Origin of the sequence: Microbacterium atlanticum (assembly GCF_015277815.1) — a bacterium.
In the GTDB taxonomy this organism is placed as follows: Bacteria; Actinomycetota; Actinomycetes; order Actinomycetales; family Microbacteriaceae; genus Microbacterium; species Microbacterium atlanticum.
In genome coordinates, this window is sequence record NZ_CP063813.1 from 1,853,918 (window position 1) to 1,868,464 (window position 14,547).

At 70.4% G+C, this 14,547-nt stretch carries 15 protein-coding genes and 1 tRNA gene; 6 read left to right on the forward strand and 10 right to left on the reverse strand.

Annotation, left to right across the window (positions count from 1 at the left end; all coding sequences use genetic code 11):
- Window positions 1-12: 12 nt before the first annotated feature.
- The 5 genes from IR212_RS08340 to IR212_RS08360 all read right to left on the reverse strand — a co-directional run bounded on the left by IR212_RS08340 (window position 13) and on the right by IR212_RS08360 (window position 2,560).
- Complete coding sequence (locus IR212_RS08340) at window positions 13-780, reverse strand: ABC transporter permease (protein WP_194398431.1); 768 nt, start codon at window positions 778-780, stop codon at window positions 13-15.
- Window positions 777-1,592: an ABC transporter ATP-binding protein gene (locus IR212_RS08345; protein ID WP_194398432.1), complete on the reverse strand. Its 816-nt coding sequence runs from the start codon at window positions 1,590-1,592 to the stop codon at window positions 777-779. The genes IR212_RS08340 and IR212_RS08345 overlap by 4 nt, the downstream gene beginning before the upstream one ends.
- Window positions 1,589-1,957: a DUF1048 domain-containing protein gene (locus IR212_RS08350; RefSeq protein WP_194398433.1), complete on the reverse strand. Its 369-nt coding sequence runs from the start codon at window positions 1,955-1,957 to the stop codon at window positions 1,589-1,591. Before IR212_RS08350 ends, IR212_RS08345 begins: the two co-directional genes overlap by 4 nt.
- 15 nt (window positions 1,958-1,972) lie before the next feature.
- Window positions 1,973-2,311 (reverse strand): PadR family transcriptional regulator, encoded by a 339-nt coding sequence (locus tag IR212_RS08355; protein WP_194398434.1) that lies wholly within the window; start codon window positions 2,309-2,311, stop codon window positions 1,973-1,975.
- A 166-nt stretch (window positions 2,312-2,477) separates the two neighbouring features.
- Window positions 2,478-2,560 (reverse strand) — tRNA-Leu (locus IR212_RS08360).
- 50 nt (window positions 2,561-2,610) lie between these two features.
- On the opposite strand from IR212_RS08360, the gene IR212_RS08365 reads away from it, so the two are divergent.
- On the forward strand, window positions 2,611-3,231 hold the full coding sequence (locus IR212_RS08365) for an ANTAR domain-containing response regulator (RefSeq protein ID WP_194395502.1): 621 nt from the start codon (window positions 2,611-2,613) through the stop codon (window positions 3,229-3,231).
- Window positions 3,232-3,248: 17 nt separating this feature from the next.
- On the opposite strand, the gene IR212_RS08370 is transcribed toward IR212_RS08365, so the two are convergent.
- Window positions 3,249-3,674, reverse strand: a complete 426-nt coding sequence (locus IR212_RS08370; protein WP_194395503.1) for a hotdog fold thioesterase — start codon at window positions 3,672-3,674, stop codon at window positions 3,249-3,251.
- Between the two features lie 81 nt (window positions 3,675-3,755).
- Between IR212_RS08370 and polA the strand changes: the two genes are divergently transcribed.
- Together polA and IR212_RS08380 are read left to right on the forward strand one after the other, a co-directional pair.
- Complete coding sequence (gene polA / locus IR212_RS08375) at window positions 3,756-6,413, forward strand: DNA polymerase I (protein WP_194395504.1); 2,658 nt, start codon at window positions 3,756-3,758, stop codon at window positions 6,411-6,413.
- A gap of 71 nt (window positions 6,414-6,484) precedes the next feature.
- The gene (locus IR212_RS08380; RefSeq protein ID WP_194395505.1) at window positions 6,485-8,158 is read left to right on the forward strand and encodes a DUF885 domain-containing protein; all 1,674 of its coding nucleotides are present in this window, start codon (window positions 6,485-6,487) and stop codon (window positions 8,156-8,158) included.
- A 12-nt stretch (window positions 8,159-8,170) separates the two neighbouring features.
- On the opposite strand, the gene IR212_RS08385 is transcribed toward IR212_RS08380, so the two are convergent.
- Complete coding sequence (locus IR212_RS08385; RefSeq protein ID WP_194395506.1) at window positions 8,171-8,827, reverse strand: phosphoribosyltransferase; 657 nt, start codon at window positions 8,825-8,827, stop codon at window positions 8,171-8,173.
- 89 nt (window positions 8,828-8,916) lie between these two features.
- On the opposite strand from IR212_RS08385, the gene IR212_RS08390 reads away from it, so the two are divergent.
- The 3 genes from IR212_RS08390 to IR212_RS08400 are packed head-to-tail and all read left to right on the forward strand — an operon-like array spanning window position 8,917 to window position 12,138.
- Entirely contained in the window at window positions 8,917-9,960 is a 1,044-nt protein-coding gene (locus IR212_RS08390) for an LLM class flavin-dependent oxidoreductase (RefSeq protein ID WP_194395507.1), read from the forward strand.
- A gap of 38 nt (window positions 9,961-9,998) precedes the next feature.
- Window positions 9,999-11,351 (forward strand): MFS transporter, encoded by a 1,353-nt coding sequence (locus IR212_RS08395; protein WP_194395508.1) that lies wholly within the window; start codon window positions 9,999-10,001, stop codon window positions 11,349-11,351.
- Between the two features lie 25 nt (window positions 11,352-11,376).
- Window positions 11,377-12,138, forward strand: coding sequence for an SGNH/GDSL hydrolase family protein (locus IR212_RS08400; protein ID WP_194395509.1), 762 nt, complete (start codon window positions 11,377-11,379; stop codon window positions 12,136-12,138).
- On the opposite strand, the gene IR212_RS08405 is transcribed toward IR212_RS08400, so the two are convergent.
- The 3 genes from IR212_RS08405 to IR212_RS08415 form a co-directional block, all read right to left on the reverse strand.
- Window positions 12,127-12,696, reverse strand: a complete 570-nt coding sequence (locus IR212_RS08405) for a dihydrofolate reductase family protein (protein WP_194395510.1) — start codon at window positions 12,694-12,696, stop codon at window positions 12,127-12,129. The two genes, IR212_RS08400 and IR212_RS08405, sit on opposite strands and share 12 nt — an antisense overlap.
- Window positions 12,697-12,782: 86 nt before the next feature.
- Entirely contained in the window at window positions 12,783-13,625 is an 843-nt protein-coding gene (locus tag IR212_RS08410) for a carbohydrate kinase family protein (RefSeq protein ID WP_194395511.1), read from the reverse strand.
- Window positions 13,625-14,539, reverse strand: coding sequence for a pseudouridine-5'-phosphate glycosidase (locus tag IR212_RS08415; protein WP_194395512.1), 915 nt, complete (start codon window positions 14,537-14,539; stop codon window positions 13,625-13,627). The genes IR212_RS08410 and IR212_RS08415 overlap by 1 nt, the downstream gene beginning before the upstream one ends.
- Window positions 14,540-14,547 lie beyond the last annotated feature (8 nt).

Below are 14,547 nucleotides of genomic sequence, written 5' to 3' on the forward strand. Positions count from 1 at the left end.
GCGACTGCCGGCTCAGCTGATCCTGCGGCGGTAGATCGCCATCGAGGCGACGTACGCGACCGCGAGGATCCCGACCAGCCAGGCCATCGCAACCCAGATGTCCGCGCCCACCGGCCGGCCGGCGAACAGCGCACGCATGGAGTCGACGATCGAGGTGACCGGCTGGTTCTCGGCGAACCACTGCACGGGAGCCGGCATGCTCTCGGTCGGCACGAAGGCCGAGCTGATGAACGGCAGGAAGATGAGCGGGTACGAGAACGCGCTCGCGCCGTCGACCGTCTTGGCCGTGAGGCCGGGGATCACCGCGAGCCACGTCAGCGCCAGGGTGAAGAGCACGAGCATGCCGATCACCCCGAGCCAGGCGCCGAGACCCGCGCCGGTGCGGAAGCCCATCAGCAGCGCGACGCCGATGACGATCGCGAGCGACACCAGGATCGACACCAGCGACATCAGCACGTGCGCCCACAGCACTCCCGACCGTGAGATCGGAAGAGACTGGAACCGCTCGAAGATGCCGCCCTTCATGTCGAGGAAGAGGCGGTACGCCGTGTAGGCGATCCCCGACGCGATCGTGATGAGCAGGATGCCGGGCAGCATGTAGTCGATGTACGACCCCTGGCTGAGTCCGGTGTCGATCGCCCCGCCGAAGACGTAGACGAACAGCAGCATGAGCGCGATCGGCGTGACCGCGGTGGTGATGATGGTGTCGGGGCTGCGCAGGATGTGCCGCAGCGACCGGCCGGTGAGTACGGCCGTGTCGCCGATGGCGTGAGCGGTCATCGTCCTTCCTTCCGTGTCGTGGCGGGGCCGGTCTCGGCGTCGCCGGGTTGTGCGGTGTCCTCTTCGCCCGTCAGGGCGAAGAAGACCTCCTCGAGGCTGGGCTGCTTCTCGACGTACTCGACCCGGGCCGGCGGCAGCAGCTGCGTGAGTTCCGCCAGCGTGCCGTTGACGATGATCCGCCCCTTGTGGAGGATCGCGATGCGGTCCGCCAGCTGCTCGGCCTCCTCGAGGTACTGGGTGGTGAGCAGCACGGTGGTGCCGCTCCGGGCGAGCTCCTTCACGGCGTCCCACACCTCCAGGCGGGCCGCCGGGTCGAGCCCCGTCGTCGGCTCGTCCAGGAAGATCACCGGCGGGTCGCCGATGAGGCTCATCGCGATGTCGAGGCGACGGCGCATCCCGCCGGAGTACGTCGACACCTTCCGCCTGCCGGCGTCGATGAGCGAGAAGCGGGCGAGGAGGTCGTCCGCGATCCGGCCCGGGTCGGGCAGGTGGCGCAGCTGGGCGATGAGCACGAGGTTCTCGCGCCCGCTCAGGACTTCGTCGACGGCCGCGAACTGCCCGGTCAGGCTGATCGTCTGGCGGACCTGCTGCGCCTGCGTCGCGACATCGAACCCCGTGATGGCCGCGGCACCGGCGTCGGCCTTCAGCAGCGTGGAGAGGATCCGCACGACGGTCGTCTTGCCGGCTCCGTTCGATCCCAGCAGCGCGAAGATGCTCCCTCGCGCCACGTCGAAGTCGACGCCGCGCAGCACATGCAGGTCCTTGTAGGACTTCTCCAGGCTCGTGACCTGGATGGCGGTGTCGGCGGTCATCGCTTCTCTCCTCGTTCTGCCTCGTCGATCGCCTTGTTGAGGCGCTCGCGCTCCTTGTCGATCCACTGCTTGCCCGAGTACGCGGCCGTGAATTGCTGGGCGAACGCCGACGGATCCTCGCCCACGATGTCGCGCACGGGGGTGCCGTCGGCGGCGGCGCGCTCCCAGAGGTCCGCCGAGTCGCTCAGCATCTGCACCAGGGATTCGCCGTCGGTCATTCCGCCGACGGTCATGAGGTACCGGTCCAGTGCCTTCGCGGCCGTGCGATACGGCTCGGGAAGGGCCTCGATGCGGGCCTTGTACTGCCTGTACTGCTTCTTCTGCTCGAGCGAGCCGGTGACGATCTCGTACCACTTGGCAGCCATGATGAGTCCTCTTCCTCAGTTGGTCTTCTCGTGCTGACGGTGGAGCTGTTCGATGCGATCTGCGAGGAAGCTCCACGTCCTCCAGAACTCTGCGAGCTGTTCGCGCCCCTGCGCGTTGAGGGAGTACACCTTGCGCGGCGGCCCCTTCTCGGACGGCACCTTCTCGACGTCGACGAGGCCCCGCTGCTCGACCCTGACGAGCAGGGCGTAGACGGTGCCTTCGGCGATGTCGCTGAAGCCCTGGTCGCGGAGCCACGTCGTGATCTCGTACCCGTACGCGGGCCGGCTAGAGAGGATCGCGAGCACGATGCCCTCCAGCGTGCCCTTGAGCATCTCGGTCTCCTGCTTGCCCATGGCGCACCTTCTCTGGACTACTCAGTGATGCTGACTACCGGTAAACAGTAACACTAGGTACCGGTACTTAGCAACAGCGAATACTGGTGCATCGCGGGCGGCCGGGAAACGCCGAAAAGCGGACGCCTCGAAGCCGAGGCATCCGCTCTTCACGATGCAGGGAGAGTGCCGGTGGTGGGAGTCGAACCCACACGCCCTCGCGGGCAACCGAGTTTGAGTCGGTCGCGTCTGCCATTCCGCCACACCGGCTCGCGCGTCACGCCGCACGTCCGCGATTGACCATACCGTAGGATTCAAAGGTGACTGAGCAGGAGCAGAACGCCGCCCCCACGGCTTCCACCCCCCGTCGTGTCGTCGTCGCCGAGGATGAGTCGCTCATCCGCCTCGACATCGTCGAGATCCTCCGCGACAACGGCTTCGACGTCGTCGGAGAGGCCGGAGACGGCGAGACTGCCGTGCAGCTGGCGACCGAACTGCGACCCGACCTCGTGATCATGGACGTCAAGATGCCCCAGCTCGACGGCATCTCGGCGGCCGAGAAGCTCAGCAAGAACCACATCGCGCCCGTCGTGCTCCTCACCGCCTTCAGCCAGAAAGAGCTGGTCGAGCGGGCCAGCGAGGCCGGCGCTCTCGCGTACGTCGTCAAGCCCTTCACCCCGAACGACCTGCTCCCGGCCATCGAGATCGCCCTCGCCCGGTACGAGCAGATCATCACGCTCGAGGCCGAGGTCGCCGACATGGTCGAGCGCTTCGAGACCCGCAAGCTCGTGGACCGGGCCAAGGGCCTCCTGAACGAGAAGATGGGCCTGTCCGAACCCGAGGCGTTCCGGTGGATCCAGAAGGCGTCGATGGATCGCCGCCTCACCATGCAGGACGTCGCGAAGGCGATCATCGAGCAGCTCGCCCCCAAGAAGGGCTGAGCCCGCGGCGGGCGCCGCTACTCGACCTGGCGGATGTGGTTCGTGATCCGCACCGTGGAGCAGCGGCGGCCCTCGTCGTCGGTGACGACGATCTCGTGGACCGCGAGCGTGCGCCCGAGGTGGATGGGCGTGCACACCCCGGTGACGACACCGGACGTGGCGGAGCGGACGTGCGTCGCGTTGATGTCGACGCCCACGGCCAGTCGTCCCGGACCGGCGTACAGATTCGCCGCCATCGAGCCGAGCGACTCGCCCAGCACCACGTATGCGCCGCCGTGGAGGAGCCCCACCGGCTGCGTGTTGCCTTCGACGGGCATGGTCGCCACGGCGCGCTCGACCGAGAACTCGGTGAAGACGATGCCCATCTTCTCGGCCAGTGCGCCCATGCCGCGGTTCGCGGCCCACGCGAGTCCGTCGACGGCGGAGGGGGACTGTTCGGGCATGGTGATGCCTCTCGTCTCGGGCGGTGGGGGAGGGCCTGCGTGAGCGCGGGGTCTGTCGCGCCCCCTGGCTAGGCTTGCAGGGTGACGGACTCCGCAAAGCCTACCCTTCTCGTCGTCGACGGACATTCGCTGGCATACCGTGCCTTCTACGCCCTTCCTGTCGACAACTTCTCGACGAAGGACGGCCAGCACACCAACGGCATCTACGGATTCCTGGCGATGCTCATCAACCTGATCAAGGCGGAGAAGCCCACGCACCTCGCCGTCGCGTTCGACACCTCGCGGCAGTCCTTCCGCACCCGCGAGTACACCGAGTACAAGGCCAACCGCTCCGAGACGCCCAGCGAGTTCAAGGGTCAGATCCCGCTGCTGCAGGACTGCCTAGCGGCGATGAGCATCCGCGTGCTGCAGCAGGAGGACATCGAGGCCGACGACATCCTCGCCACCCTCGCGACGCAGGGTGCCGCGCAGGGCTTCCAGGTGCTGGTGTGCTCCGGCGACCGCGACACGATCCAGCTGGTGAACGACGACATCACGCTGCTCTACCCCAATGTGCAGGGGGTGTCTCAGCTCAAGCGGTACGACCGCCAGGCGGTGATCGATCGCTATGGCGTGCCACCCGAGCAGTACCCCGACATCGCCGCCCTCGTCGGCGAGACCAGCGACAACCTCCCGGGCGTGCCGAAGGTCGGCGAGAAGACGGCCGTGAAGTGGCTGACCCAGTTCGGCTCGCTGGACGCGCTTCTGGACGGCGCGGATTCCATCAAGGGCGTCGTCGGGGGCAACCTGCGGGAGCATCTCGACGACGTGCGGCGCAACCGCCGGCTCAACCGCCTGCTGACGGACGTCGAGCTGCCCTACGGGCCCGATGACCTCGAGGTGCAGCCGATGGACGCCCAGGCCGTGCGCGACATCTTCTCGCGCCTCGAGTTCAAGACGCTGATCCCGCGCGTCGCCGAGCTCGCCGGCATCGAGCAGCAGATGGCGGCGGTGAGCTCCGCGGCGGCCGAGCTCGCCCCCGTCGCGCAGCAGCTCGCCCCGACCCAGTTCGCCGCCTGGCTCGCCGCCGCGACCGGCGAGGTCGGCCTCACGCTCGCCGTCGAAGGCGGGTATCCGTCGTGGATCGGCGCGGCCGTCGGCGACGCCGCCGCCGAGGCGGAATGGACGCCCGAGCTGCAGCAGGCTCTCACCCCCTGGCTCATCTCCGACGAGCCGAAGGTGATGGCCGATGCCAAGCCCCAGGTCAAGGCGCTCCGCCGCGTGGGGGTGCGCCTCGGGGGGCTCGTGTTCGACGTCATCCTCGGCGGGTGGCTGCAGCGCCCGAGCTTCCCCGACAAGAACCTCGCCGACCTCGTCGACCGCTACCTCGACGAGAAGCTGCCCGAGTCCGACCCCGCGCAGCTCGTGCCAGAGACGGAGGGGGCGACCACCGGCCAGCTGTCGTGGTACACCCTGCGCGTCGCCCGCGCGCTCCAGGCCGAGATGCCGCCGAGCGTCGCGCGCGTGCTGGCCGACATCGAGCTTCCGACGCTGCACACCCTCGCCGACATGGAGCTCGCCGGCGTCGCCGTCTCGCACGAGCGGCTGGCTGCGTTCTCCGGTGAGCTGGGTGTGCGCGCGGATGCCTTGGCGCAGGAGGCCTACGCCGCGATCGGGCGCGAAGTGAACCTCGGCTCGCCGAAGCAGCTGCAGGAGGTGCTGTTCGAAGAGCTGCAGCTGCCGAAGACGCGCAAGACGAAGACCGGCTACTCCACGGATGCCGCGGTCCTCGCCGATCTGCAGGAGACCAACCCCCACCCGTTCCTCGACCTGCTGCTCCAGCACCGTGAGGCCACCAAGCTGCGGCAGATCATCGAGTCGCTCGACACCGCGATCGGCGGAGACCGCACCGCCGGCGACGACGGCCGCATCCACACCACGTACGTGCAGACGGGCAGCCAGACCGGCCGCCTGTCCAGCACCGACCCGAACCTGCAGAACATCCCCATCCGCACCGAGGAGAGCCGGCGCATCCGCTCGGCCTTCACGGTGGGCGAGGGTTACGAGACGCTCCTGACCGCCGACTACTCCCAGATCGAGATGCGCATCATGGCGCACCTGTCGGAGGACCCGGGGCTCATCGAGGCGTTCAACTCCGGCGAAGACACCCACCGCTTCGTGGGGTCCCGCGTGTTCGGCGTCGCCCCCGAGGACGTCACGCCCGCCATGCGCACGAAGGTCAAGGCGATGTCGTACGGTCTCGTGTACGGCCTGTCCGCCTTCGGGCTCTCCAAGCAGCTGCGCATCGAGCAGGCCGAGGCCAAGCAGCTGATGATGGAGTACTTCGCGCGGTTCGGCGCGGTGCGCGACTACCTGCGTTCCTCGGTGGAGCAGGCCCGCATCGACGGCTACACCGAGACGATCTTCGGCCGCCGGCGCCCGTTCCCGGACCTCGCCAGCCCCAACCGGGTGCTGCGCGAGAACGCCGAGCGGGCGGCGCTCAACGCCCCTATCCAGGGCAGCGCCGCCGACATCATGAAGATCGCCCTGTTCCGCATCCACGACGACTTCGCCGCCGAGCAGCTCTCCTCGCGGGTGCTGCTGCAGATCCACGACGAGCTCGTCATCGAGGTGGCCACGGGGGAGTGGGATGCCGCCGAGCGCATCGTCCGCTCGCGCATGGGCGACGCCGCGCAGCTCTCGGTGCCCCTCGACGTGCAGGTCGGGCGGGGCGACGACTGGAACGCCGCCGGCCACTGACCCGCGGCCCCACAGATTGAGACGCTGGGTCTCGTTTGGCGGTGCACCGACTCGTCCCTAGGCTCGGATCCATGACTGACGAAACCCGCACGCCCACGCAGATCGACAAGATCGCAGATGCGTGGGTCGACACCGTCGCCGAGCTCGAGCCGACCCTGGCGACGTACATCGGCCGCACCGAGTACAACGACCGGTTCGGGGACTACAGCCCGCAGGGACAGGAGCGCCTCGTCGAGGAGGGCCGCAGGACGCTGGCCGCACTGCAGGCCGCCACGCCGGCCGACGATGTCGACGCCGTCACCCAGGACGACCTCTCGCGCGAGATCCAGCTCGAGATCGAGCTGCACGACGCGAAATGGCATCTCCGCGACATCAACGTCATCGCCTCGCACGCGCAGAACATCCGCTCCGCGTTCGACCTCATGCCCACTGCGACGACCGACGACTGGTCGGTCGTCGCCACCCGACTCGGTGCCGTTCCCGCCGCGATCGAGGGCTACGTCGCCTCGCTCCGCGAGGGCATCGCGCAAGGTGTCGTGCCCGCCCGCCGCCAGGTGACCGAGGTCGCCACGCAGATCGGGCGGTACACCGCCGACAGCGGCTTCTTCGCCACCTTCGCCGCCGAGGCGGCCCCCGAAGAGGGTCAGCTGCCCGCTTCCCTGGCGCGCGAGCTCGCCGACAACGCCAACGCCGCCCGCGTCGCCTACGACGAGCTCGCATCGTTCCTCTCCGGCGAGCTGGCACCCGCCGCGACCGAGAAGGACGCCGTCGGCCGCGACCTGTACGCGCTGCACTCGCGCCGGTTCCTCGGTGCCACGATCGATCTGGACGAGACCTACGAGTGGGGCGTCGAGGAGCTTGCGCGCATGGTCGCCGAGCAGGAGTCGATCGCGAACGAGATCAAGGCCGGGGCATCCGTCGAAGAAGCGGTCGCCTTCCTCGAGCAGGACGCGAGCCGCAAGCTCTACGGCACCGATGCGCTGCAGAAGTGGATGCAGGAGACCAGCGACCGCGCCGTGGCCGAGCTCGGCAGGACGCATTTCGACATCGCCGAGCCGATCCGCAAGCTGGAGTGCATGATCGCGCCGACGAAGGAAGGCGGGATCTACTACACCGGCCCGACCGACGACTTCTCTCGTCCCGGCCGCATGTGGTGGTCGGTGCCGGAGGGCGTCGAGGAGTTCGACACCTGGCGCGAGCTCACCACGGTGTACCACGAGGGCGTCCCCGGTCACCACCTGCAGATCGCGCAGGCCGTGTACAACCGTGCGCAGCTGAACACCTACCGGCGCCTCCTGGCGGGCACGTCGGGCCACGCCGAGGGGTGGGCACTCTACGCCGAGCGCCTGATGGAGCAGCTCGGCTACCTGTCCGACCCGGCCGACCGCCTCGGCATGCTCGACGGCCAGCGCATGCGCGCGGCGCGCGTGGTGCTCGACATCGGCGTGCACCTGGAGAAGCAGCGCCCCGACGAGCAGGGGCCCTGGGATGCCGACTTCGCGCTGGACTTCATGCTGCGCAACGTCAACATGCCCGAGGAGTTCGTCAGGTTCGAGGTCAACCGCTACCTCGGCTGGCCCGGCCAGGCGCCGTCGTACAAGGTGGGCCAGCGCATCTGGGAGCAGCTGCGCGACGAGGTCGCCGAGCGCGAGGGCGAGGCCTTCTCCATCAAGCAGTTCCACAAGCGGGCGCTCGACATCGGCGGCGTGGGCCTGGACACGCTGCGCGCCGCACTGTCGCGCTGACGTCGGCACGGCTCAGCGGCCGTCCTCCGGGGTCGTCGCTGAGCCGTCGGCACCGGCGGTGAGCAGGGCGATGACCTCGGCATCGGTGGTCTGGCCGAAGTCGTCGTAGTACTGACCCACCGCCCAGAAGTCCGCCTCGCGGCGGGGGCAGACGAACTCGTCCACCGCCTCTGCGGGCGCGCGCCACCGCTCCGGCGCGACCGGCACCGCGAGCACGACCCGCGCGGCACCGCGCGCCCGGACGGCCTGGCACGCGGCGACGGCGCTCGCGCCCGTCGCGACCCCGTCGTCCACGACGATCGCGGTGCGGCGTGCGAGGTCGGCGGGATGAGACCCGTAGGCGTCCGTCCGCCGCCGCAGCTCTTCGCGCTCGGTCTCCTCGACGCGCTCGACATCTCCCTCCGACATCCCCGCCCACCGCACGGCGCCGGGGGTGACGATCCTGACGCCCTCGGCGATGGCGCCGACGGCGAACTCCTCGTGCCCGGCCGCGCCGAGCTTGCGCACCACGACGGCGTCGAGGGTGAGACCGAGCTCCTCCGCCACGACCGCGGCGACCACGACGCCGCCCCGGGCGACGCCGAGGACGACGGCATCCGACCCCCGCCACCGGGCGAGGGCGCCCGCGAGTTCCCGGCCGGCGGCCCGGCGATCTGCGAAGAGGGCCATGCCTTCACGCTACGCTCGCCGCGCCGGCGCGTCTCGGGGAATGCCGGCCCGGCTGACCGGGTTCATTCAATCGCATAGAAGGAGACGACATGACCTCTCTCGACCCCGCTTCCCTCCAGCTCGGACTCGACACCTTCGGCGACATCACCCGTGACGCGGCGGGGGAGCTGGTCAGCCACGCGCAGACCATCCGCAACGTCGTCGAGCAGGCAGTCCTCGCCGACCGCGTCGGACTGTCCTTCTTCGGGGTGGGGGAGCACCATCGCAGGGAGTTCGCGGTGTCGAGCCCTGAGATCGTGCTGGCCGCTGCGGCAGCGCGCACCGAGCAGATCCACCTCGGCACCGCCGTGACGGTCCTCTCCAGCGACGACCCGGTGCGGGTGTTCGAGCGGTTCGCAACGCTCGACGCGGTCTCGCGCGGGCGCGCGGAGGTGATCCTCGGCCGTGGCTCGTTCATCGAGTCGTTCCCGCTGTTCGGGTACGACCTGCGCGACTACGAGACGCTGTTCGACGAGAAGCTCGACCTCTTCTCTCAGCTGCTCACCGAGAAACCCGTCACCTGGAGCGGAACGCTGCGCGCGCCGCTCGACGCCGCGGACGTCTTCCCGAAGACCGAGCGGGGCCTGCGCGCCTGGGTCGGCGTCGGCGGAACCCCCGAGTCCGCCGTCCGCGCCGCGCGATACGGGTACGGCCTCATGCTCGCCATCATCGGCGGCCCCGCCGCGCGGTTCCGGCCCTTCGCCGACCTCTACCGTCGCTCGCTCGAGACGTTCCAGCAGCCCGAGCTGCCGGTCGGCGTGCACTCGCCGGGGCACGTCGCCGAGAGCGACCAGCAGGCGTGGGACGAGGCGTACGAGGGATTCGAGGCGATGAACAACACGATCGGGCGGGAGCGCGGCTGGCCGACCTACAACCGCCTCCGCTTCCAGCACGACGTGGGCCCGGACGGTGCGCTCTACGTCGGGTCGCCTGAGACGGTCGCCCGGAAGATCGCCGACACGGTCCGGACGCTGGGCGCCTCGCGGTTCGACATGAAGTTCTCTACGGGCACCCTCTCGCACGAGAAGATGATGCGCTCCATCGAGCTGTTCGGCACCGAGGTGGCCCCGCTCGTGCGTGACATGCTCTCGTGACCGCCCACGCCGGGTCCCGGCATCCGTAGCATGACGCTATGACGGATGCCGGAACCCGCGCGTCGTCCACGCTCTCCGAGCGCCTGGACCGCCTGCCGTTCACCCGCCCGCACCTGCGCGTGCTCACCGGCTCAGGCATCGGCTGGGCACTCGACGCCATGGATGTCGGCCTCATCTCGTTCGTGATCGCGGCACTGGCCGCGCAGTGGAGCCTCACGCCCGGCGAGACGGCATGGATCGCGTCGATCGGGTTCGTCGGCATGGCGATCGGCGCAAGCGTCGGCGGGCTGCTGGCCGACAGGTTCGGACGGCGACAGGTCTTCGCGCTCACGCTGCTGGTCTACGGCTTGGCAACCGGCGCCAGCGCGCTCGTCGGCGGACTGGCGGCTCTGCTCGTGCTGAGATTCCTCGTGGGTCTGGGCTTGGGCGCCGAGCTGCCGGTCGCGAGCACCTACGTGAGCGAGTTCGCGCCCGCGCGCATCCGCGGGCGGCTGATCGTGATCCTGGAGGCGTTCTGGGCGGTCGGCTGGACGCTCGCCGCGCTGATCGGCTACTTCGTGATCCCGGCGTCGGAGGAGGGGTGGCGCTGGGCCTTCGCGCTCGGGGCGGTCCCGGCGGTCTACGCCCTCATCGTGCGCTGGGGGCTTCCCGAGTCCGCGCGGTGGCTGGAGAGGCGAGGGCACCTCGCACAGGCGGAGTCGGTCGTCCGCACCTTCGAGGACGCCGCCGGCGTCGCCGCGGCTCCTGCCCCGGACAGGCCGGTCGCACCGCCGGCGAAGGCGACGTCCCTCGCCGAGCGACTGGGGGCCCTGTGGTCGGCGGAGTTCCGGGCACGCACGGCGTGTCTCTGGCTGGTGTGGTTCTGCGTGAACTTCTCGTACTACGGCGCCTTCATCTGGATCCCGTCGATCCTCGTGGCACAGGGGTACGACCTCGTCCGCTCGTTCGGCTTCACGCTCATCATCACGCTGGCCCAGCTCCCCGGCTATGCCGCCGCGGCGTGGCTCATCGAGGTCTGGGGCCGCCGGGCGACACTGTCGGTCTTCCTCGTCGGCTCCGCGGTATCGGCGGTGTTCTTCGGCACGGCGGGTTCGCCGGGCGTCATCATCGCGGCCGGCATGGCGCTGTCTTTCTTCAACCTCGGAGCCTGGGGGGCCCTGTACGCGGTGACGCCCGAGATGTACCCCACGTCGCTGCGGGCGACGGGGTCCGGCTGGGCGGCGGGCGCCGGGCGCATCGCCTCCATCGTGGCCCCGCTCGTGGTGCCGCCGCTGCTGCTCGCCGGCGGCGCTCCCACGCTCTTCGTCGTCTTCGCAGTGTTCTTCGGCGTGGCGGCGGCCGCCGCGTGGGGCCTGGCCGACCGGCGGGGAGCGGCGCTGGATGATCGCTGACGACCGTCGGCCGTAGGCTGGGGGCGTGGCATCCGTTCGATATGTCGCCATCGGCGACTCCTTCACCGAGGGCGTCGGCGACGAGCTTCCCGACGGACGCGTGCGCGGGTGGGCGGATCTCGTCGCGCAGGGCTGGGCGGATGCCGCGGGGGAACCGGTCGAGTACGCCAACCTCGCCATCCGGGGCAAGCTGGTGTGGCCGATCGTCGAGCAGCAGCTGGAGCCGGCGCTCGCGCTGCGGCCCACGCACCTGTCGTTCAACGGGGGCGGCAACGACATGCTTCGGCCGCGCACCAGCGTCGCGAGCGTGGTGTCGGCCTTCGACACCGTGCTCCGCCGCTGCGACGAGGAGGGCGTGAAGCTCATCGTCCTGTCGGGCGCCGACCCCACGCGTCAGCTGCCGCTGCGACGGGTCATCCAGCGGCGGGGCGACCTCCTCTCACACGCCGTCGAGGCCCGGCTGTCATCCAGGCCCGACATCGTCCGCGCCTACAACTGGTTCGATGAGGAGCTCGCGACGCCGCCGTACTGGTCGGAGGATCGCCTGCATATGAACGCACGCGGCCACCACCGCGTCGCAGCGCGCGTGCTGGACGCGCTGGGCTTGGACGCGCCGGCGGCGTGGTGGTCGCTTCCGCCGCTGCCCGGGGCGGGCGCGCGTGGCGCCGCCTACTATCGCGAGCACGTCGGTCCGTGGGTGCGGCGCCGCCTCACCGGAACGTCGTCGGGCGACGGGCGCACCGCCAAGTTCGCGCAGTGGACCGAGTTCGCGCCGTCATCCTCCTGACGGCTTCAGCCGGTACGTGAGCTCCGCGAAGGCGCCGGCCTGGCGCGCGGACGTCAGTTCGAGCCGTTCGGCGCCGAGTCGTCGGGGAAGGAGCGGCTTGCCCGACGGGAGGGTGGCCGGCGCGATCGACACGCGGATCTCGTCGAGGAGACCCGCGTCGGCGAACTGACCGGCCAGATCGCCCCCGCCGACGACCCACACGTCGCGGTCACCCGCGGCCTCTCGGATCGCGGGCCACGCCTCTCGCACGTCTCCGGCAGCGAACCGGATATCGGCGCCGGGAACCGTCGGCAGCGCGCGGCTCGTGAACACCCACGTCGGCCGCTCGCCATAGTAGGCGGGCCACTTCTCGGGGTGAGCGATCAGATCCTCGTGCTCGAGCACCCATCGGTAGGTCGACGACCCTTGCACGAGCACGCCGACGCCGGCGAGGAAGCGCTGGAAGTCCTCGTCACCACCCTCGCCGCCGGGCGCGGCGAACAGCCAGTCGAGGGAGTCCTGGTCGTCGGCGAGGAAGCCGTTGAGCGTGGTCGCGGTGTAGAAGATGACTCGAGGCATGCCGTCACGGTATCGGCACGCTCCGACACCGCCGTCGGGCGAGTCGGCCTTCGGTTCCGTCGCAGCTGCCCGCTGCGCGGCATGTGTCAGAGGGCCCCCGGACGCCGCAGCGCGCTCACGGCCGCCATGCTGCCCGCGCGGGCGCTCGCGCGCGGATCGGCCCCGCCGAGAGCCGCGACGATGTAGCCGGCGGCGAACGCATCGCCGGCGCCGGTCGAGTCGACCACCTGGTCGACCGGATCGACGGGGACGGCCGAGGTCACCTCGCCGGTCGTCACGAGCACCGGGTCGGCGCCGCGCTTGACCACCAGGACACCTCCCGGTGCGGGGGAGAATCCCAGCTCCGCCGCGCAGCGGGCCTCGTCCGCGTTGGCGAACACCACGTGAGGCTCCAGCGTCCCCACGATGCTGCGCAGCAGGTCCCGGCCGAGTGCGCGCAGGGCGGCGACGCTCGACAGGTCGAGGCTCACCCGGGCGCCGCGGGAAGCCGCGCGGGTCGCGGCATCCGTCACCGCCTGTCGCGAGCGCGCGGACGCGAAGCCGTACAGGGGCAGGTGGATCCAGTCGGCGTCGGCGGTCCAGGCCTCATCGATCCCGTCGAGCTCGGCGGACGCGCCGCGGTCGGTGATCATCGTGCGCTCGCCGTCCGCGTCGACGAGGACGACGATCGCACCGGTGCGGCCCGCGCGCTGCACCCGCACCTCGACTCCGGCGGACTGCAGCTCGCCGACGAGCGCGCGGGCGAGCGCGTCGTCGCCCACCCGCCCGATGAACCGCGTCGGATGCCTCCCGGCGGCCGCGGCCGCCACGTTGGCCGCGCTGCCACCCCGGGTGAGGCGCACCTCGGCGGGGTTGTCGGTGCCCCGCTCCAGTTCGGCGCCGCCCAGGACGATGAGGTCGGCGACGAGATCCCCGATCACGACGAGCATCAGCGGGCTTCCGACAGCGCACGCGCGATCGCCGCGCCGAGCTCCACGTTGCCCCGGTACACCTCGACGTTCACGTCGAGACTTCGACCCCCCGTCTCGCGCTGCAGGAAGTCGAGGAGGAACGGCGTGGTGTCGTGGCCCGAGACGCCCTGCGTCGCTGCGGCAGCCAGAGCGCGCGACAGCACGTCGTCGTGGAGCGCCGGGTCGAGCTGCCGGTCGGCCGCGATGGGATTGGCCACGAGGAGCGTCGAACGGATGCCCAGCCCGTCTCGCGCGCGCACGATCGCGGCCACCTCCTCGGCAGAGTCGACGGAGTACTCCAGATCCTGACCGGAGTCGGCGATGTAGAAGCCGGGATAGTCGTGGGTCCGGTAACCGACCACCGCCAGGTTCAGCGTCTCCAGGCGCTCGAGCGTGAGCGGGATGTCGAGGATGGACTTGACGCCGGCGCTCACCACGACCAGGGGGAGACCGGCGAGGGTGAGGAGGTCGGCGGATTCGTCGAACGTCTCGGGCGCCCCGCGGTGGACGCCGCCCAGCCCACCGGTCGAGAACACCTTCACGCCCGCGCGAGCGGCGAGGTACGCGGTGGCAGCGACTGTGGTGCCGGCGCTCAGGTGCTTGGCCGCCGCGATCGGGACGTCGCGCACGCTCGCCTTCACGACGCCGTGCGACGACGAGAGCTGCTCGATCTCGGCGGGGGAGAGGCCGACGGTCGGGCGGCCGTCCACGACGCCGATGGTCGCGGGCACGACGCCGCGTGCCCGCACCAGCGCCTCGGCCTCGATGGCCACCTGGAGATTGCGGGGACGGGGAAGGCCGTGCGTGAAGATGGTGGACTCGAGCGCGAGCACCGGCGTGCCGGCCGCGACGGCCTCCCTCACCGCAGGGGCCACGACGAGAGGATCGGTCACGAGGCATT